Here is a 20,832-nt window from a genome sequence, read left to right as displayed (position 1 = left end):
ATAAGCCTTAAATGTTTTGATTGGAAGCAATTTAAGGTTAAGGGGGATGTTAAGAGTTCGGGGCGAAGAAGCGGGGAATGTGCGATTCCCCTCTTGAGAGGGGCGGAGGGGTGTGTTACTATTTCTGAAAATCAATCGCAGAAACACACCCCTACTACCGCACATTCTTCCGCGCCCCCTCTCAAGAGGGGAGTTTTTAAATTAACTTCTTAAAATATTTTAAAAAGAAAGTGTAACAATTTAAATAAGTTTTTGTAAAATTATCTCGCCAACGGATTTTTAACGATATTTAGTTAATACCGAACCAAAATCCATAACCCTCTCAATTGATGAAAAAAAACTACTACATCGTAACGCTGATCATGCTTACGTTTTTTGTTATTTCATTTTTAACCAATATCATAGGCCCGTTATCTCCCGAGTTTATCAAGGATTTTAAATTGAGCGATGCGATGGCCGGCTTGTTGCCCTTCGCTTTTTTTATTGCTTATGGGGTAATGTCTATTCCGTCGAGCATGCTGGTTCAAAAGTATAACGAAAAGGCTATCATGGTTGCAGCCTTTGTGGTTGCTTTTTGCGGTTCGTTGTTACTTGCTGTTTATCCTAACTATCTCACGGCTATAATCTCACTGTTTTTAATTGGCTGCGGTATGGCGATGCTGCAGGTGGTGATTAATCCGCTGCTGCGTACATCGGGCGGGGAGGAGAACTATGCGTTTACATCGGTTCTGGCGCAATTGATATTTGGCGGGGCATCGTTTGTTAGTCCGCTGGTTTACTCTTACATGGTTAAAAATATGGGAAGCAGTAAAGGAGGCATCTTTCCTTTGCTGGAAGCGCATGTGCCTGCAACTATGCCCTGGATTTCGCTGTACTGGTTATTCGCGGTAATTTGTCTGGCTATGTTTGTGATCCTGTTGGTATCTAAATTTCCGAGGGTTGAACTGGCGCACGATGAAAAGGCCGGGCCCTGGAAAACACACGTCGATCTTTTTAAAAAGCCTGTTGTAATAGCCTATTTTATAGCGTTGTTTTGCTACGTAGGCAGCGAGCAAGGGGTATCATATTGGATGTCGCAATTTTTATTCGAATACCACAAGTTTGATCCGCAAACCACAGGTGCCAACGCCGTAGCCTACTTTTGGGGACTGATGACAGCAGGCGGGATCCTGGGCTTATTTTTACTTAAACTGATGGATAGCCGTAAATTACTGGTGATCTTCACTATCCTGGCACTTATCTTCCTGTCGCTGGGTTTATTCGGTGGACCGCAAACATCATTGTATTCATTTTCTATAGTTGGGTTTTTTATGTCGGTGATGTATCCTATCATATTTTCGCTGGCGCTGAGCTCTGTTGCCGAAGATCATGGTTCATTTGCGGGCATCCTGGTTACGGGTATTATTGGTGGCGCGGTTGTTCAGTTATTGATAGGCGGACTGGGCAGTTTGTTTGGCTTGCGCGAAGGCATGTTTTTCCTGTACATCACATTTGGCTACATGCTGAGCATCGGCTTTTGGGCCAAGCCACTGGTAACCAATAAAACCTTTTTTGATAATAAAGCATAAACATATACATGAGCAACATAAAAGTTATAGGCATTGATTTAGGAGCTACCAATATCCGCGGTGCTGTGGTTAGCAATAATGTGATTGGAAATATTGTATCACAGCGGATAAAAAGCGATGGCAGTGTAGATGATGTGCTGAACGATATTTATACCGTTGTTGATACCCTTTTACAAAACGATACCGCCAGCGCTATCGGCATTGGTGTACCCAGCGTTGTTGATGTGGCCGAAGGTATTGTTTATGATGTGCAATACATCCCGTCATGGAAAGAAGTTCACTTAAAAAAACTAATGCAGGAGCGTTATAATATCCCGGTTTATGTAAATAACGATGCCAATTGCTTTGCCGTGGGTGAGTTGTATTTTGGCAAAGGGAGTGGTGTAGATAGTATGGTCGGTATTACGCTTGGTACAGGTTTAGGTACAGGTATAATAGCCAATGGCAAATTGTATGCCGGGCATAATTGCGGTGCCGGCGAGATAGGGCTATTCCCATATATCGATAACATTCTTGAATACTATTGCAGCGGCTCATTCTTTAATAATGTATACGGGTTGGATGGTGTACAGGTATTTAAGGATGCCCAGGCAGGAGATAAACGCGCGCTGGAATTATACGCCGAGCTGGGAACCCATGTAGGTAACGCTGTTAAAATGGTGATGTATGCTTATGATCCCGAGCTGATCATTCTTGGTGGCTCTGTAAGTCATGCTTTTGAATATTTTAAAGAAACGATGTGGCAGGAGGTGAAAACCTTCGCTTATACTAAAACGCTTGAGCGTATAAAAATTGAAATTTCGGAGTTGCAAAACAGCGGTATTGTTGGGGCTGCTGCCTTGTATTACGATAACCAGAAATAAACCTATTTCTACCATGAAAAAAATATTATTAATGTCGGCAATGTTCCTGTTGAGTGTAGGGGCATTTGCACAGGGGCGACAGGAAAGCTTTAACCTGTTACTGAAAGATGACTGGCAAATGCAGTCAACAGTTACAGCGCCTGCAGCCGCTACAGAGGTATCGAAGGAGAACTTTAATACGCAAGGCTGGTATAAGGTAAGTGTGCCTTCGACAGTTTTGGCTGGCTTGCTGGCTAACCAGGTTTATAACTTCGACCCGTTTATGGGCAAGAACCTCGAAAAACTGGCCGATCCTAAATTGGATAAACCCTGGTGGTTCAGAAGGGAATTTACATTGCCTGCTGCCGAAAACGGCAAGAATGTGATCTTGCGCCTGCATGGCATTAACTATAAGGCTAATGTTTGGCTCAACGGCATCAAAATAGCCGATTCAACCCAAATTAAAGGCCCGTACCGAATCATCGACCTTGATCTGACCAAAAACATCAATTATACCGGCACCAATACGCTGGCCATTGAGGTATTAAGGCCATTTACTCCTAACAAACGCGACGGCGACCTGGCCATTGATTATGCCGACTGGATCCCGTACCCGCAGGATTATAACGGTGGCATTATCAATAATGTTGAGGTAAAAACATACAACAAGGTAGGCGTAAAGTTCCCACTGGTTACTACCAATTTTGACCTGCCTTCGCTTGCTGTTGCCCATTTAACGGTAGATGCTCAGGTAACCAACTACACCAATAAAGCTCAGGACGCGGTAATTAAAGGTAAGATCAACCAGAATATCTCCTTCGAAAAAAAGGTACATCTGCTGCCCAATGAATCAAAAAATATAAACTTTTCGCCGCTTGAATTTAAACAGCTTAATGTTAAGGATCCATCTGTTTGGTGGCCTTGGCAGTATGGTAAACCGAATCTTAACCGGATTGAAGTTGCGGCTGTAGTTGAAAAAAAGGTGAGCAATTCGGTATCAGAAAATTTCGGTATCCGGGAGTTTACTTCTAAGATTATTGATGATAATCAATCGCGTGAATTTATTATAAACGGAAAGCCTATTATGCTGAGGGGGGCGGCCTGGTCGCCAGATATTTTTCAGCGCCGATCTACCGAGAGGCAGGAACAGGAAATCCGCCTGGTGCGTGATATGAATATGAACATTGTGCGTTCGGAAGGTAAAATGGAGGATGATAATTTTTACGACCTGTGCGATAAATACGGCCTGATGGTGATGAACGGTTGGATGTGTTGCGGTACCTGGCAACATCCCGAAAAATGGGATGCCGCCGAGCGTAAAGTTGCCATGGCATCAGATAGCAGTGTAATGTACTGGTTGCGTAATAAAGCCAGCCTGTTTGTATGGCTCAACGGCAGCGACATGCCGCCTACAGATACTTCGGTTGAGCGCGATTACCTCAAGATTGAAAAGCAACTGAAATGGCCTAACCCGCTACTGGCAACCGCAAACGAAAGCAAATCGAAAGTGTCGGGTTACAGCGGGGTGAAAATGGCTGGCCCGTATGAGTGGGTGCCGCCAATTTACTGGGAAACCGATGCTACCAAAAAATTTGGCGGTACCTACAGTTTCGCTACCGAAATCTCGCCCGGGCCTTCAATTCCGCCTTATGAAAGTTTAATCAAATTTATTCCGAAAGATTCGCTGAACGTAACCTCGGCCGATTGGAACTACCATTGCGGTACGGGTTCGTTCGGTACTACTAAAGTGTTCACCAAAGCACTTTATGGTCGTTATGGGGAAACCTCATCTATTAAAAATTATGTAGCCAAGGCACAGGCTCAAAATTACGAAGCGCACCGCGCCATGATGGAGGCTTATGGATTAAATAAATACCAAACTGCTACTGGCGTGGTTCAATGGATGTTGAGTAACCCATGGCCGGGACTGATCTGGCATACTTATGACTATTACCTGTATCCTGCCGGGACTTATTTCGGTATGAAAAAGGCTATGGAGCCTTTGCACGTGCTGTATTCGTACAAAACAAAGGAGGTAGCGGTGATCAATTCATACCTGAAAACGTTTAGCGGGTTAAAGGTTAAGGCGGATGTTTACAACCCGGACGGAAGTAGCAAGTTTAGCAAAACGGTAACCGCTGAAATAGCTGCTGATGCCTCAAAGCGGTTATTCTCACTACCTGCTATTACTGGATTGGCTGATACTTACCTGCTACGTCTTGAGCTGAGTGACAAAAACGGCGAAATCAAAAGCATCAACTGGTACTGGCTCTCCAAAAAAAGCGATGAGCTGAACTGGAAAAAATCAAACTGGTTTACCACGCCACAATCTGCCTACGCGGATTATTCGGCCCTGCAATCTCTTCCTAAAACAAAACTAACTGTTAATCAAACCAGCAAAGTTGAGGGGGATAGCACTTCGTACGCTGTAACCATAAAAAATACAGGTAGTGCGGTGGCTTTCTTTGTTCATTTACGTGCTTTAAAAGGCCAGGGTGGTGATGATATTTTACCGGTAATTTTCAGCGATAACTATATTTCATTGGCTCCCGGCGAAAGCAGGATCATTAAATGTACTTACAGCAATAAAAATGCTGATGGGGCTACACCTTATTTATTAACCTCGGCCTGGAACCTGGATACTGCCGGAAGCAGTGGGGGCAGTGGTTTTGAGGATGGGTTGCCGAAGGAGTAAACAGTGAATAAATAGCTTTGGCCCGTGCGATTCCCCTTTTGAGAGGGGTGGAGGGGTGTGTTTCAGTAAGCGACGATAAATGCAGTAGAAACACACCCCTGCAGCCGCACATCTCATCGCGCCCCCTCTCAAGAGGGGATTTTTTCTCTTTAATTCAAATGCCCGCCCCGCAACTTAGCCTTATAATAGCTTGGGGTTATTCCTTCAATTTTCTTAAAGGCCCGGCTAAAGTAGTTAAGGTTATTGAACCCGGCTTTAAAGCAAGCTTCAGAGATACTGTTATGTGGGTTGTTCATCAATTGCTTGGCTAATTGCAGGCGCTCCTTAATAATATAGTCAACCGGCGAAATTCCCAGCTCGTGCTTAAACGCCCGGAAAAAGCTGGCTTTGCTCATAAAGGCCATTTGGCTTAGCGCATCAATATTAAGCTTATCACTTAAATGTACCCTGATGTATTCCAGAACATAGGCAAACCTGCTGCTACTTGATAGCTCATGCAGGTTATCGCTTACCTCATGCAGATTTTGCATTTGCATAATACGGATGAGCAATTCCTTTAATGTGAGGTTGGCCAGTACATCTTTAGTTAATGCGTCGCCGGTACTTATACGGATGAGTTTGTTGATGAGCTGGGCAAGTTCGTGATTATTAAAAAAGTGGAACTGGTTATAATTCAGCTGCCAGATCTTTTTATCTTCTCTCGGGTAGTTCTCATTTAAAAAATCAAGCGTGTTCGCTATTTCCTGGTGGTTTATGGCAAGGGCAGTACATTGCGATGGCTGGTTGATGGTAGCCTCCGGGAAATCAATTTTCATGGTAATATTTGGCGGAACTATAACCGTTTCACCGGGCAGGTAATCAAAACCCGGCTTATCAAACAGGTGCATTACCTTTTTGCCGCGCAACATACTGGTAATTACCAGGTCGCTGAAGGTTAAGGGCACAAGTTCGCTGCGCTGAAATGTTTCAAAAACATTGAGCTCGCACTGGTTCATGGTGTAAGCCTTGCGGTTTTCAACCAGGGTGTTCAGTTCTTTTCCGTGCGATAGGCTTAGTGGAGATAACAGGATTTTGTTATTCATAGCCGTTTATAATTTAAGCCAAATTAGGCATACTTATCCTCATTAACAAGCGGGCGCAAAAAATGCGAACATTGTGCTACCATTTGAGAGCATAATGCAAATGCCTTACAGCGAGCTAACTCTACATTAGCATTACCAAAAAACATAAAAATTATGAGCGCTGTTTCTAAACCATCCTTTAAGGATAAGTACGACAATTTTATCGGCGGCAAATTTGTTCCGCCAGTTAAAGGCGAATATTTTGACAACATTTCGCCTATTGACGGTAAGGTGTTCACCAAAGCCGCACGATCAGGAAAGGAAGATGTTGAACTGGCTTTAGACGCCGCGCATGCCGCATTCCCAACATGGGGCAAAACATCAGCTGCTCACCGGGCATCGTTACTGAATAAGATTGCTGATATTATTGAGGCTAATTTGGAGCAATTGGCTGTTGTGGAGTGTATTGATAACGGCAAAGCCATCCGCGAATGCCGCGCGGCCGATTTGCCACTGGTGATCGATCACTTTCGTTACTTCGCTGGCGTAATCCGTGCCGAAGAAGGAGGAATTTCCGAACACGATGAATATACCGTAAGCATTTGTTTAAACGAGCCGCTTGGTGTTGTAGGGCAGATCATTCCCTGGAACTTCCCGCTGCTGATGGCTACCTGGAAAATTGCCCCGGCGCTGGCTGCAGGCAATTGTTGTGTGGTTAAACCAGCCGAGCAAACTCCGACATCAATTATGGTATTGATGGAATTGATCCAGGATGTTTTGCCTCCCGGTGTTTTAAATATTATTACAGGTTTTGGTCCTGAGGCTGGTAAGCCGCTGGCTTCATCACCAAGGGTTGCAAAAGTTTCTTTCACCGGCGAAACTACAACGGGCAGATTGATCATGCAGTACGCCTCTGAAAACCTGGTTCCGGTTACTATGGAGTTGGGCGGTAAATCACCAAATATCTTCTTTGAATCGGTAGCCGATGCCGATGATGAGTTTTTTGATAAGGCTGTAGAGGGTGCCGTACTGTTCGCCCTTAACCAGGGAGAGGTTTGTACCTGTCCGTCGAGGATCCTGGTGCATGAAAACATTTACGACAAATTTATGTCGAAGGTGATTGAGCGTACTAACGCTATTATTATGGGTAATCCGCTTGACAGCACTACAATGATGGGCGCGCAAGCCTCTAACGACCAATATGAAAAAATTCAGTCATACCTAAAAATCGGCAAGGATGAAGGAGCCGAAGTGCTTTGCGGCGGCGAGATTAAAAAGTTAGATGGCGAACTGGAGGGTGGTTATTATATTCAGCCAACCTTGTTTAAAGGCAATAACAAGATGCGCATTTTCCAGGAAGAAATTTTTGGTCCGGTGGCTTGTGTAACCACATTTAAAACTACTGATGAAGCCATCGCGATAGCAAATGACACACTTTATGGTTTAGGTGCAGGTGTGTGGACACGGGATGCTCATGAACTTTACCAGGTGCCACGTGCTATACTCGCTGGCAGGGTTTGGGTAAATAATTATCATGCTTACCCGGCGCACGCGCCATTTGGTGGCTATAAAAAATCAGGTTTTGGTCGTGAAAATCATAAAATGATGCTTGGCCATTACCGTCAAACTAAAAACATGCTGATCTCATATAATAAGAACAAGCTGGGATTTTTTTAGTCCCGGCTTTTACCGATCCCCGTTCCTAAACTTACGAAGTTTCAAAAACTTCGTAAGTTTTTATGCATCCTGCAGATAAACTCATAACATGGTCAAAAGAGTAACCATAACCCCGGCGGCGTCCGGACTGATAGCCGAACTCAAATCGCGTTTTGGCGAACTCATGTTTCATCAAAGCGGCGGTTGTTGTGACGGCTCATCGCCCATGTGCTTTGAAAAAGGGGAGTTTAAGCTCGGCGGGAGTGATGTTAAAATAGGAGAAGTTGACGGCTGTGAGTTTTGGATGAGCAAAGATCAGTTTGAATACTGGCAGCATACCCAGCTGCAGCTTGATATAACCAAGGGGAGGGGTTCAAGCTTTTCCATAGAGATCCCCACCGGGTTCAGGTTTATGATCCATTCCAGGTTATTTACCGATGATGAGCTGAAGGATCTGGAGCCTGTTGGCTTTATTGAAGATTGATATTAAAATATTGTCATTGCAGAGAACGAAGCAATCCGGAACTGTTCAGGCCGGAATCTGCTCATCGGTGATTGCTTCGTGCAATGGCTTAAGAGGAACTACGTTGAATTAAGTAGGCTTAAGGGCAAATAATATTCCATCACGTCATTGCGAGGCACGAAGCAATCCCTAACTGTGCAGAGGGATGTGCATAGCCTCTCCACTAATCGGAGATTGTTTCGTTACTCGCGATGACGTGATTTTTACAGATAGTAAAATTTATTTCGCTGCCTGTACTTTATCCAGCTTGTCCATAATCTCTTTAGTATACTTGATAGATAAGGCCTTTTTGAAATAGTTTTCGGCATTGGCTTTATCGTCGCGGGCCAGAAAACAATCGCCCATACTGTCGTAAACATTAAAGTTTTTGGGGTAGTTATCTATATTCACCTGGAAAAACATCGCCGCTTTTTCATAATCCTTTTGTTGTAAAAACGCGTACCCTACACCATTCATTTCGGCTTCGGGAGGGTGCACGATGTAGCCCCTTTCTTTAGACATCAGGCTGTAATGTTCATCTATCATTTTCCTTAATTGAGCAGCACTATATTGTTTGTCGAAATACTGATTGTAAGGCTGGTTGCGGGGGAAACGATTGTTTTTGAAAATGAACCTTAAGCCGTCATATTCGGCATTAAACGGTACCGAATTATGATCATCGTCCGGGTAATACTTCTTGGCCAATTGCAGGTTGTTGGTTTTATTGAGGGTGAGGTTATCTGCAAGTTTCATGATCGACCGTATATGGTGCGATATTTCTGATGTGTCTCTTTTAACCTGCACAGTATCCAGGCCGGGGTTCATGGTATTGGCAAAGGCGAGGAATAGTTTTTTACCACTGAAATTCTTTTGTTTAAGGATTGTTGGAGCTTGTTTCAGTAAGTTATCATTGTCATAAAACATACTTGGGTCGATAGCTATATATGCATTGAAGACCTGCGGATGTTTCAATAACATATTAATTGCAGTTAAGCCACCTATTGAATGGCCAATCATGGTGCGATAGGGAGCCGTAGGGTATTTTTTGTCTATGTAAGGGATCAATTCATTTTCCATAAAAGCAGCAAAGTTTTCGCCGCCACCCGATGATTTGTCCATAGCGCTGTTAGTAGGGGTAAGGTCGCGGGTACGATGATGAGGAGTATTCAGGATACCAATGATGATCATTTGCGGGAGTACAGTATTCCCGGCGGTGGCGCTAAGTTCTTTAACCATGGTAACCAGCGACATAAAATGATCATCGGCGTCTAAAACGTACAAAACCGGAAATTCCGGTTTTGAAAAGTAATTGGTATCATATCCCGGGGTATACACCCAAAGCGGTCGGTTTTCTTTCAGGATGTTGGAATAAACGGTATCAATCCGACCCAACACTATGGGTTGCTGGGGTGGCTGTGCCTTTAGCAGATATGCTATTGTAAGGTGAAAGAGTATCAGAATAAGCTTTTTCATGTGGCTGTTGGTTTGTTGATTCAATATTACTGCAACATGGTCCACGGCGGAATTAAATGTGACGAATGCCTCTGTTTATATGATGGAAATAATTCGGAGTTCCTGTTCGTTTTAAAAAGGAGCGAAAACATGTATCAACAAGTTTTTGTTAGTTCTTACATCATCTATAAATAATTGCCGTGCTGAATACTTATAACACCGCCCGTAAAAAAAATAGTTTAACCAAGTTTGAGAAGGTGATCTTCGGACTAACATCCGTATTGACTGCTGTAGCTATTGTGCTGTTTTTTACCAATAAGGCTTATTTTGAAATGATCTATAGTGCCTACGGAGGATTTATCGGATATGTCACTGTTTTATTATTGCTGGTGATCTTTGGCGTTTCGGCGGTATACATTATCAGGCTTTCCCGCTACCGCAGTATCCAGTTTTGTATCGTTTTTATTTTAGCCGGGGTAGTGAGCTTATTTTTTATCGCCGAAAAAATGAGCCACCTGCCCGATCTGCTTCATATCTCCACGCATAAGCTTTTTAAAACTAACACCACCATATTACGCGCAAACGCAAGCGGGATAATGAAGATTAATGAAGTTGGACAAATTGCCCTGCATTGGGTTTTGATAGCGGCCGGAGTTTTTTACTTCATGGTACTTCCCTTTATATACCGGAGCAACTTCAGGGCTAAGCGGTTTATTGATAAAATTGGTATTCCTATTCCGCATCGTAACCACATTATAGCCATAATTGTATTGACGATATTAACGGCCTTGTTTTCTGCCGTAAATCAATCGGAAGTACTACCGCTTGACCTTTCCGCAATAGTTTTGCTGATATTGTTTTGTCCGGAGAATATCGGCGTTTTCAGGCGATAGTCATTTTTTTTTCGGCGCTTTATTTTAATGTTTTGCAGTATTATTAATCCGATCATTTACTGCAACTTTGTAATAAACGCACCAGTTAAAACCTTGTTAATATGGCTACAGTTTCATTGGGCAGCCCGGCGGGTAAGTGGATCATGGTTTCGGCTATACTGGCTTCGGCCATGGCCTTTATTGATGGTACAGCACTCAATGTAGTGCTGCCGGCCTTACAACAAAGTCTTGACGCCAAAGGTGCCGATCTGTTCTGGATCCTGAACGCATACCTGCTAATGCTGGCTTCGCTGATTTTAATAGGCGGCTCACTGGGCGATAAGCTGGGACGGAAGAAGATCTTTATGATTGGGATCTTCATTTTTATAACTGGCTCGGCGCTTTGCGGTTTTTCGCCGGGTGTGTTTTATCTTATTATTTTCAGGGTCATACAGGGGATAGGCGGCGCGCTAATGATTCCGGGGAGCCTTTCTCTTATTTCATCTTCTATTGATGCTAAAGAAAGGGGAAAGGCTATTGGCACCTGGTCGGCCATTACCACCGTGGTTACCATGGGCGGCCCGGTGCTCGGCGGCGCATTGGCCGATGCAGGCTTGTGGCGGTATATCTTCTTTATCAATATACCGATTGGAATAGTTGCCCTGCTCATTTTGTGGCGTAAAGTTGCCGAAAGTAAGGACGATCAAACAGATCAATCCCTTGATTTACCCGGCGCTATCTCGATAGCCTTAGGCCTTGCATTACTTACCTTTGGTTTTTTACGGATGCCCGCGGTTGGTTTTAATAACTGGCAGGTTTACGGAGCGTTGGGTATAGGATTGTTGTTGCTGCTGGTTTTTATATACATAGAAAGAACAAGCAAGCACCCCATGATGCCGCTGACTTTATTTAATAATAAAACCTTTAGCGGGATAAACCTGCTTACCTTTTTTCTGTATGCCGGCTTGGGTGGTGGGATGCTGTTTATGTCGTTAAACATGGTGCAGGTGCAGGGATATAGTCAACTGCAATCGGGGTTAACGTTTTTACCTTTTACTGTGCTTATGATCTCTATTGCACGTTATGCCGGAGTCATCGCCGATAAAAAAGGCCCACGTTTATTGCTAATTATTGGTCCGGCGTTGGCGGGTACCGGCTTGCTGATGCTATCATTTATCAAGCAAACCGCAGGTCCGTCTGATTACTGGACAAGTTTCTTCCCGGGGGTGCTTGTTTTTGGCTTTGGTATGTCATTGACGGTAGCGCCGCTTACGGCTACGGTTATGGGTTCGGTGAGCGACCACTTTTCGGGTACCGCGTCGGGTATTAATAATGCTATGACGCGCATTTCAAATGTCTTTGCCAATGCCATTTTCGGCGCACTTGCAGTTTTGTTTTTTTCTGGCGCTATGCAGGGCGAGATGAAGAAGCTTTCTCTAAATGATAAAGATAAAAAGGCTGTTATGGAACAATCGGCAAATTTGGGGAATGCGAAAGTACCAGCCAATATTGACGGAGCCAATAAAAAGGCAGTAGAGATTGCCTATCACAACGGATTTATTTCAGCTTATGGCAATATCATGCGTATCTGTGCTGGCTTAGGATTTTTAGGCGCGCTGATGTCTGTTATTTTTATCAGGAATGGTGCCGTTAAAAAGGAGTGATTGTCCTAAAGGGAGATGGATCACATGCGTGTCCCTTTAGGGCAATTTGAATACATTGCAGACGCGTGTGATGCATCTCTACGATGCATAAAATAAATCGATAAAAATTTCAGATTGATGTTGCAACCATTTGTGTGTAAGTATCGTCTATCCTGTAAATCCATCTAAAAATATTGTTATGCTAAATCTTATATCACCTCGAAATTTTGTAAAATTACTTGCCGTTTGCTTTTTATCTCTTGTTGCCGTCGGCGTATCTGCACAAGATAAAACCAAAACAATAGGTAATAAGCTGCGAACTGGTTCATCCAATACTTCTTTCGATGCTGTTAAAGGCAGACAAGTTGGCATTGAAATGAATGCAGGTAAAAACCCCGTTCAATTATTGAAACTAAGTTTTCATACCCAAAACCGTTCAAACGATAGCATCCCATTTAAAGTGAATGTTTACCAAATGGCCGGAAAACTTCCAAATGAAGCTAATTTGGTTAAAGACGAAATAAAAGGCTATATCAAAAAATATAACAATCAGGATAATCACCAGCTAATTACAGTAGATCTATCGTCATATAATGTTAAGGTAGCCGGAGATATTGTAGTTTCTATTGAGTTTTTAGAAACTAAAACCGGTTCAAATATTGGTTTTGCCTGTGGCTTGTTTAACGGTGGTACTTTTCATAAAGATACCGAAGCAGAGCCTTGGAAAAAGATCCCGGTTGTAGGCGTTGATTTTAATGTTGTGGTAAAAAAGTTGAAGTAGTCCCCTAAACCTCCCTAAGGGGCAGACTTTAAGATTAATAACGAAGAGTAAACGACTTTGCTGTACATCAAGTAGGCTAAGTATCTGTGAAACCTCAATTTCCCCGTAGGGGATACCTGTTTGTAGCAAAAATAATGGGTGGAGACTTTTGCGCCGTATGTGCTACCCTTTAATTGCATATCCGAAAGGGTAGCACCTACGGCGCAAAATATCTTTTATGAATATTATTGCTACAAACAGGTAGCACCTGACGGTGCATATTATCAAAATGCGGGTGTAGTTTTTGCCTTAATTAATCTTATTCAAACAACTCCTGCTCATCTGTATAATACGTTTTTCTTGAAGCTTCGCTAATCAGAATTGCCGCGCCGGTTGGACTGTGCTTTTTCTTTGAATTATGGATGTTCATGAAATCACGCACTTCGCCGTTAATAATATCGGGGTTTGATTTCAGAATGCTTTTCTCCGCATCTTCAAGTACCGATCTTATGGCCTGCACCAGGTCTTTCAGTTTTGCTTCCGGTATTTTACTGCTTACCGAAAACGGCGAAATACGGGCATGCCATAAAATTTCATCCGCGTACGCATTACCAATGCCGCGCAAAATCTTTTGATCAAGCAAAACTGTTTTGATATTGGTTTTTGTTTTTGCAAGGCGTTTTTTCAGGTACTCAACATCTGCATCAAGGGCATCGGGTACATCCTTTTTCTCGGGGTTAAGGGTGGGGGCCGCAATCCCCTGAAAGTCGGTTAATGTTAATCCGCTATCGTCATCAAAGTACAGTTCAATGATACTGTATTTGTTTTCGTTTTTAGTATCAAACAAAAATAGCTTACCATGCAACATCAGGTGCAAACCGAGCACATCGCCTTTGCTAAATTTAATATGGAGCTCTTTACCTTCGCGGTAAACTTTATCAAGTTTTTGTCCGCTTAAAACTTCACCCAGTTCATGTGCGCTAACATTTAGCTTTTTAGCGTTTGGGACTTCTATCTTTTTTACGGTTTTGCCTGCAAGTTTCTTTTGAAGGTTGTGGCTGAAAGCCTGAAGATCGGGTAGTTCGGGCATGGTATGTATTTTTATAGGTAACTTATAGTGGTTATTAATGTTTGTTATTGCGATAGTCCGTTAAATTTTTTAAAACGGTGTGCTGCTGTTTCAATAGCATCGTTTTGTGCTTTTGTGAGATTACCGAATGGTTTTAGCTCAATATCGATAGTTTTTTTGCCGATACTCCGGCCCCAGTTGCCCAGTACCTGGTTATTGAACATAATGGTTGGGAAAAAGGTAATCGCACCCATTTTATCCCTGAATTTAGCAGGTACCATGGCATCCCGGTTTTTATAGGAAATGAGTAATTCATCATACACGGGTAACAGATACGCGCCCGTTTTTTTTACTTTACTGAAATCCACATCAGTGCCCATCCAGTAATTTACTCCATCAACGTTGATTCCGTGCAGTTGTTGTTTGTTTTCTTCGGTGCCTGCTTTTGCATCGGCAACGGTTAATCCACTCCAATGCACAAAATCATTTATGGTAGCGGGGCCATGGCTTGTAAAATAACGAAGAACAAGCCGGGCCACTGCTTCGTCCCGATCAATGACCGGTGTCATGGGTGCACGTTCGTCAAACAGGGCATAGGTAAATTGTTTGCCCTGCCTGGCTCCACTGCAAATTAACTGCTCCAATTCAGCTTTCATCAATATGATGGTAAGCCTCAAATCGTCGGTAGCTATGTTAGCTTCATTAAGGGCTTTAGCTATTTCGGCGCGGGCTAACTGTTTGCCACCCTGCATAGCTTTTGTAAATACATCAAAGCTTTTATTGAAAATGGCCTCGGTAACTTCCTGCTTTCTATACATGGTAGCATTGCCCGCGTTGATCCGTGGCGCGGTGAGGCTAAGCATCCAGCGGATATCCTGCGGTAATACAAAATGCCAGGTTGGTCTTAGTACATGCGTTCTTAAAATTGAGCCTGTAGTCATGGCTTTTTCCACAGTTTTATCCGCGGGCGACTGCATTCGTAAACCAATTGCCCATTTAGCATAGGCGTATTCCTGGGCTTGCATAGCGCTCATATAGCCTATTACCTCTTCTGGCTTCTTAAACTTATTTTGATTAAGGCGTTGGTTATAAGCCCGTAGGTTAGCTTTGTCAAGATTAGTCATGTATATTTATTAAAAACGCTATTCAAAATAAATATATGTTTATGACAACAGTTTGTCAGCAGGAAAAATGATTTAATTTGAAAAATGAACAGGATAGGGTTTGATTTTTTCTTTGGAGGATTTGTACTCGGTATTGTTATCGGTTTGCTTTTACACAATATTGAAGTAGGGGTAGCAATAGGTGTAATATTGGGCTGCTTATTAGGCTTAAGGAGGAAAAGAAGTTGAAAAAAAAGCCTTACAAGGTTTTTACATTTTGTAAGGCTTTTATTAAAGTTGATTAAAAATCGTGATATAAATTCCTGAACGAACTTCTTAACCCTAAGGTGATCAGTGTATTTTTTGAATCTTTCAGATCGTTTTTTTCCTGGCGATATAATGCACCAAGTTCAACACGCAAATTGTACTTTGGGTTCAGGATATAGGCAACCGTGCCTTCGCCATAGTAAAGTTGTGTACTTATACCCTGACCAATGGTTGTGGTGGTGTTTGCCGACGGTATAAATGGTTTGGTAATAATTTTTCCGTTGTTATCAGTTTTTGTAGGGTCAAGACCATATTTGGCATAATTAACCTGCCCCTGAAAATCAAAACGTCCGACAGAGTAATTTAAGATTCCTAAAAGCTCTCTGAAGTTTGCTCCGTAAGGGTGGGCCAAAGGATCACCATAAAAAGAGTAGCTGCTTATCGGTTGTTGGCTACTGTAAGTGTAAGGTTTAACGGTATTGTATTCAAACAGGTAATTTAACCTTTTAACTTTGAAAATATCTGCACCGCGGATACCTAACTGCCATCCGTTAGTGTTATCGGTGCTGTTGCCCGAAAAGAAATCGCTGCCCTTGAATCTGTCAAATATGATCTGCCCATATAAAGCGGCTTTATCAAAGATCTTGTATTTGGCGTTGAAACCTAAATAAACATTGTCTTTTTGGTACCCGCCCGGCCCTAATGAGCTGGCAAATAAGATAGGATTTACAAAATTGGCATCAAACCCCGCCCGTTTTCCCTGATCATCAGCTTCCGGTGTTATCAATGCATTAAACATACCAAATGAGGCCCGTTTGGTTATATTCCAGTCGATATAATGGAATAATGCCCATTTGCGGCGGTTACTTCCAAATTTGTCGAATATAGGCTGTCTAAAATCCTCAATATAAGCCCAGGCTGCCATATAACGTACAGGGCCAAGATCGGCCGTAATTCTTAGCAGCGGCATATTGGCGGCAAAATCAGATAGCAGCACCGATCTGTATCCATCGCCGATAAACATTTTATCCTCGCCTAAAGTAATATTCAACTTGGGAGTTACTGAATATGAAAGGATCGCGGTTACATATGACCAATCCTGTGAGTTGCGTGGTTGACCGGTGTATTTTCTGGCATAAGCCTGGCCAGGTATAAAACCGTTGGTGTTTACATAGTTGTTGTAATAAGACGCAAACTTGGCCGAATTTTCAAAACCACTGGTGTAAAATGAAAACTTATTTCCAACCGTACCTCCTATTTGATAGCCGCGTACATTTAAATTAGTTGTAGTACTATTGGTAAAATCCCTTCCGGCTTGCACATCGGTAATGTAATCAGCGTAAAAGGTATATTCTTTAGCCTTTACATCAAAAAGGTGCTCGTTAAATAATTTACGTCCGCCCCACGTTTTACGATCTTTAACACCAACGTTCATCACAGAATCATAAGTATGCAGAATAGTACTGTCAATCAAAAATGGGCGTAAAGAAGTATGAGCCGAGCTTTTTACAGAATAAATATCCGAATTGAATTTTTGATACAACTGGTATGAATTAGGTAAATAAACCGATTGTGCCTTAGCTAACTGCGATATAAATAAGGCAGTTACGGCTATTATAATTGTTTTTCGGAAGTTTACAGAGTAGAGGTTTTGCATTACAACAAAATAAGTATTAATTGTTCTAAGATAAAAATTTCATTCATAAATAAGGGTATATACATATAATGCCCCAGGGTTGTTTCTTTTGAACTGTACAAAATGGAGATCTGTAAATGTGAGAATGTATTAAGTGTAGATGTACTGCCACCCCGAGCCTGTCAAAGGGTCACATGCAGAGTCCCTACCCACTATGCTTCGACAAGCTCAGCATGGCTCTCGTTAGTTATATCATGGTAAGTTAAATATGAAAGCGCATTAAAACAGGTTGATCGTTATGAAAGTTTATGTGTCGAAAATACTTTGTCGTTTGTCTGCGCATTTAAATCTGTGGTTAAATTTTGCTTAACTACAATGCTTCAAAAAGTTAATTATTGTTAAATTTTGTCACGCGCAGGTGTTTTTTTTTATTAAGTTATAAAAATCATGATATTTGCCGCGCTATTAAATCAATTGATATATTATTAAATGCAGTACAAAAAAATCAATAACCTGTTAGGTTGGCTTTGTTTTGTTATAGCCTCAATAACCTATATTTTAACATTAGAGCCATCTGTAAGCTTTTGGGATTGCGGCGAATTTATTTCATGTGCCTACCGTTTACAGGTAGCCCACCAGCCCGGTTATCCTGTTTTTGCCATGATAGGCAAGGTTTTGTCGCTGCTGTCATTTGGTGATAATACTAAAGTTCCATTTTTTACCAATATGGGTTCGGCTTTGGCCAGTGGCGCTACTATTATGTTCTTATTTTGGACAATCACTGCATTTGCCAAAAAACTCATGGTCGAAAAACGTGATGAAGCAATTGACGGCTATAAACTGTACGTGATCATGGGTGCCGGCCTTGTAGGCGCATTAGGCTTCACTTATACAGACACATTTTGGTTTTCGGCTGTTGAAACCATTGTATTCGCCTTATCTTCATTATGTACTGCAATAGTGTTTTGGGCAATCCTTAAATGGGACGAACATGCTGACGAACCTGGTGCCGATAAATGGATTGTTTTTATAGCTTATGTTATTGGTTTATCTATCGGTATCCACCTGCTTAACTTATTGACAATCCCTGCCATTGCAATGGTTTATCATTTCCGCAGGAGCAAAAAGGTTACTACAGGTAACGCGATAATTGCTTTCCTGGTAGGTGTTATAATTTTAGGTCTGGTTCAATATGGTATCAGGGGATACACTATCAAGTTTGCCGCTTATTTCGATTTGTTCTTTGTTAACTCATTAGGGATGGGCTTTGGCAGCGGTGCTTTCTTCTTTATCCTGCTGATAATTGTGGCATTGGTAATAGGTATCATTTACAGTATCCGCAAAAAGAAACCGGTGCTAAACCTGGCATTATTGTGCGTAGCATTTATCTATTTCGGTTACGGTTCATTCGCTTATATACCTATTCGCGCTACTGCTAATACCAATTTAAATAACTCGCACCCCGATAACGCGTTTACACTTTACGGATACCTTAACCGTATTCAATACGGTGAAGTGCCTTTGCTAACCGGTCCTATGTATGACTCACAGGTTACCGATCAGAAACAAGGAAGTATCATTTACCGTAAAGGTAAAACCCAATATGAAAATGCCGGTCGTAAAACCGACTACGTTTATGATCACACTACCGCCTTGCCGCGTATGTACAGTACCGATCCTAACGATGTGCAGTTTTACAAACAATGGCTACGGATTCCTGAAAATCAGGCGCCGACAATGGGCGATAACCTGAAATGGATGTTCAGCTGGCAAATGTACCAGATGTACTGGCGTTACTTTTTCTGGAACTTTGTTGGCCGTTATAACGATGCCGACGGGCAAACCAGCACTGAAGGTATAGACGGCAACTGGACAAGTGGATTGTTTGACGGTGGCAAACATTTGCCAAAATCGGTAACTGCCGCTACTACTTACACGCCATTATACGCCCTGCCGCTGATAATTGGTTTAATTGGTTTGTTTTTCCATGTTAACCGTCGTAGTAAAGACGCGCTGATTGTTGGTTTGTTGTTTTTCTTTACCGGTTTGGCAATTGTATTATATGTAAACCAGGCATCGGTTCAGCCGCGCGAGCGTGATTACTCGTACGTAGGTTCGTTTTATGCCTTTGCTATATGGATAGGGCTTGGCGTAATTGCCATTGCCGAATTTGGCCGCAAATACGTTGATGCTAAAATAGCCGCTATTGGCTCAACGGTGATCGGTTTGCTGATTTGCCCGGTACTTTTGGCCGCTAAAGAATGGAAAGATCATGACCGTTCAACCAAAATGACACCGCATGATATGGCTTACAACTACCTGATTTCATGCCCGCCAAATGCCATTCTGTTTACTTATGGCGATAATGATACTTACTCTTTGTGGTACGATCAGGAGGTTGAAGGCATCCGTCCGGATGTGCGCATCGTAAACCTGAGCTTGTTTACCGGCGATTGGTATATCCGCCAGATGCAGAAGAAAATGAACGACTCGGAACCGTTGCCTATAACCATGCCATACGACAAGTATAAAGAAGGAGTGAGGGATGTTATTTATTTTAACGACCAGAAATTGCCAGGCTTTCAGGAGATTAAAGAAGTGTTTGATTTTATTACCTCTGACGATAAAGCTACCCAGGTACAATATCAAAGCGGCGATTATGGCAATTATCTGCCAACTAAAAATCTTAAGCTTACCATTAACCCGGATGAGGTTATTGCTAACGGTGTTGTAAAAGCCGATCAAAAAGATAAGCTTGCTACTGCTATGGAATGGAAGTACACATCAAACTACGTAACCAAAGAGAATTTGGCCATGTTTGATATTTTGGCGCACAACCACTGGAAACGCCCAATCTGCTTTACTACAACCATTGGCAATGAGAACCTGATTGGTCTGCAGCCTTACTTGTACAAAGAGGGCTTCACCTACCACCTGATTCCGTTTAAACCAGATACTGCTTTACATGATCAGTTGAGCAAAACCAATACCGATGTAATGTTTGATAACGTGATGAATAAGTTTAAATTCGGTAAATTCAAAACTGCCAAATATCTTGATCATGAGTCAACCTCAATGTTTTATCCAGTAATGGTAACTACTTTCCTTGATCTGGCTCAAAACCTTGTTCAGGAAGGGAAAAATGATAAAGCCCTGAAAGTTGTTCAGAAATATGATGCCGAGCTTCCTGATCTTTATCCGTATGTAGATGTTGCTGGTCGTAAGTTGTATTTAACCCAACTGGCTTATGAGCTACATGACGTAGTATTAGGAAACAAGCTGGCTACCAATATTGATAATTACCTTACCGATCAGCTGGATTATAATGCTTACCTACTCACTCAGGACGTTAACAGCATTAACGGTAGAGATGTGCAGATAAGTATGCAGGTGTTGAATGGCCTGGTACAGTTTACCAAAGATAACCATCAAACCACGCTGGCTACTAAATTTGAAAACCAGTTAAAGGGCTATGAAACTAAATTCCGCGCTGTATTGGGCGGGCAATAATAGGTTTCATAAATATTTTATTCAACAAAGCCATCCCGGTTCGGGGTGGCTTTGTTGGTTTGATGAGTAAATTTTTCGCGCAGTATTCTTTTTGCAACGCTTTTTTTATCTATATAAATACCACGTTAAATATTAAAATAGTTACATCAAGTTGTTTTAGTTTTCTTTATTTTCAGAGCCTGTATACAAAAGCTTT

14 protein-coding genes are annotated in these 20,832 nt (G+C 42.2%); 9 read left to right on the top strand and 5 right to left on the bottom strand.

Going from position 1 to position 20,832, the window contains the following annotated elements:
• Positions 1-329 precede the first annotated feature (329 nt).
• From EAH55_RS27160 to EAH55_RS27150, 3 genes are read left to right on the top strand one after another with little or no spacing between them, the layout of a single operon-like run.
• Positions 330-1,568, top strand: a complete 1,239-nt coding sequence (locus EAH55_RS27160) for an MFS transporter (protein ID WP_121812418.1) — start codon at positions 330-332, stop codon at positions 1,566-1,568.
• An 8-nt stretch (positions 1,569-1,576) separates the two neighbouring features.
• Complete coding sequence (locus EAH55_RS27155; protein WP_208644949.1) at positions 1,577-2,431, top strand: ROK family protein; 855 nt, start codon at positions 1,577-1,579, stop codon at positions 2,429-2,431.
• Positions 2,432-2,444: 13 nt separating this feature from the next.
• Complete coding sequence (locus EAH55_RS27150; RefSeq protein WP_121812416.1) at positions 2,445-5,105, top strand: glycoside hydrolase family 2 protein; 2,661 nt, start codon at positions 2,445-2,447, stop codon at positions 5,103-5,105.
• Between the two features lie 149 nt (positions 5,106-5,254).
• Here the strand turns inward: EAH55_RS27150 and EAH55_RS27145 are convergent, their stop codons facing one another.
• Positions 5,255-6,187 carry an AraC family transcriptional regulator gene (locus EAH55_RS27145; protein ID WP_121812415.1) on the bottom strand — a complete coding sequence of 311 codons (933 nt, stop codon included), beginning with the start codon at positions 6,185-6,187 and terminating at the stop codon, positions 5,255-5,257.
• A 153-nt stretch (positions 6,188-6,340) separates the two neighbouring features.
• Between EAH55_RS27145 and EAH55_RS27140 the strand changes: the two genes are divergently transcribed.
• Both EAH55_RS27140 and EAH55_RS27135 read left to right on the top strand, forming a co-directional pair.
• Positions 6,341-7,843 (top strand): aldehyde dehydrogenase family protein, encoded by a 1,503-nt coding sequence (locus EAH55_RS27140; RefSeq protein ID WP_121812414.1) that lies wholly within the window; start codon positions 6,341-6,343, stop codon positions 7,841-7,843.
• A gap of 88 nt (positions 7,844-7,931) precedes the next feature.
• The gene (locus EAH55_RS27135; RefSeq protein ID WP_121812413.1) at positions 7,932-8,306 is read left to right on the top strand and encodes a DUF779 domain-containing protein; all 375 of its coding nucleotides are present in this window, start codon (positions 7,932-7,934) and stop codon (positions 8,304-8,306) included.
• Positions 8,307-8,564: 258 nt separating this feature from the next.
• On the opposite strand, the gene EAH55_RS27130 is transcribed toward EAH55_RS27135, so the two are convergent.
• Complete coding sequence (locus EAH55_RS27130; protein ID WP_121812412.1) at positions 8,565-9,797, bottom strand: alpha/beta hydrolase-fold protein; 1,233 nt, start codon at positions 9,795-9,797, stop codon at positions 8,565-8,567.
• A 179-nt stretch (positions 9,798-9,976) separates the two neighbouring features.
• Between EAH55_RS27130 and EAH55_RS27125 the strand changes: the two genes are divergently transcribed.
• From EAH55_RS27125 to EAH55_RS27115, 3 genes are all read left to right on the top strand, one after another.
• A complete protein-coding gene (locus tag EAH55_RS27125) occupies positions 9,977-10,669 on the top strand; it encodes a hypothetical protein (protein ID WP_121812411.1) in 693 nt (230 codons plus the stop codon).
• 101 nt (positions 10,670-10,770) lie between these two features.
• Positions 10,771-12,312: an MFS transporter gene (locus tag EAH55_RS27120; RefSeq protein WP_121812410.1), complete on the top strand. Its 1,542-nt coding sequence runs from the start codon at positions 10,771-10,773 to the stop codon at positions 12,310-12,312.
• 178 nt (positions 12,313-12,490) lie between these two features.
• Entirely contained in the window at positions 12,491-13,072 is a 582-nt protein-coding gene (locus EAH55_RS27115) for a hypothetical protein (RefSeq protein WP_121812409.1), read from the top strand.
• Positions 13,073-13,370: 298 nt separating this feature from the next.
• On the opposite strand, the gene EAH55_RS27110 is transcribed toward EAH55_RS27115, so the two are convergent.
• The 3 genes from EAH55_RS27110 to EAH55_RS27100 form a co-directional block, all read right to left on the bottom strand.
• Positions 13,371-14,141, bottom strand: a complete 771-nt coding sequence (locus tag EAH55_RS27110) for a DNA-formamidopyrimidine glycosylase family protein (RefSeq protein WP_121812408.1) — start codon at positions 14,139-14,141, stop codon at positions 13,371-13,373.
• A 44-nt stretch (positions 14,142-14,185) separates the two neighbouring features.
• Positions 14,186-15,244: a winged helix DNA-binding domain-containing protein gene (locus EAH55_RS27105; protein ID WP_121812407.1), complete on the bottom strand. Its 1,059-nt coding sequence runs from the start codon at positions 15,242-15,244 to the stop codon at positions 14,186-14,188.
• Positions 15,245-15,524: 280 nt separating this feature from the next.
• A complete protein-coding gene (locus EAH55_RS27100; RefSeq protein WP_121812406.1) occupies positions 15,525-17,147 on the bottom strand; it encodes a gliding motility protein RemB in 1,623 nt (540 codons plus the stop codon).
• A 468-nt stretch (positions 17,148-17,615) separates the two neighbouring features.
• On the opposite strand from EAH55_RS27100, the gene EAH55_RS27095 reads away from it, so the two are divergent.
• The gene (locus EAH55_RS27095) at positions 17,616-20,636 is read left to right on the top strand and encodes a protein O-mannosyl-transferase family (protein WP_121812405.1); all 3,021 of its coding nucleotides are present in this window, start codon (positions 17,616-17,618) and stop codon (positions 20,634-20,636) included.
• Positions 20,637-20,832 lie beyond the last annotated feature (196 nt).

The organism is Mucilaginibacter kameinonensis, from assembly GCF_003675385.1.
GTDB lineage: Bacteria > Bacteroidota > Bacteroidia > Sphingobacteriales > Sphingobacteriaceae > Mucilaginibacter > Mucilaginibacter kameinonensis.
Note: the sequence above shows the minus strand (reverse complement) of the source record. Positions and strands in the feature narration are given on the sequence as shown.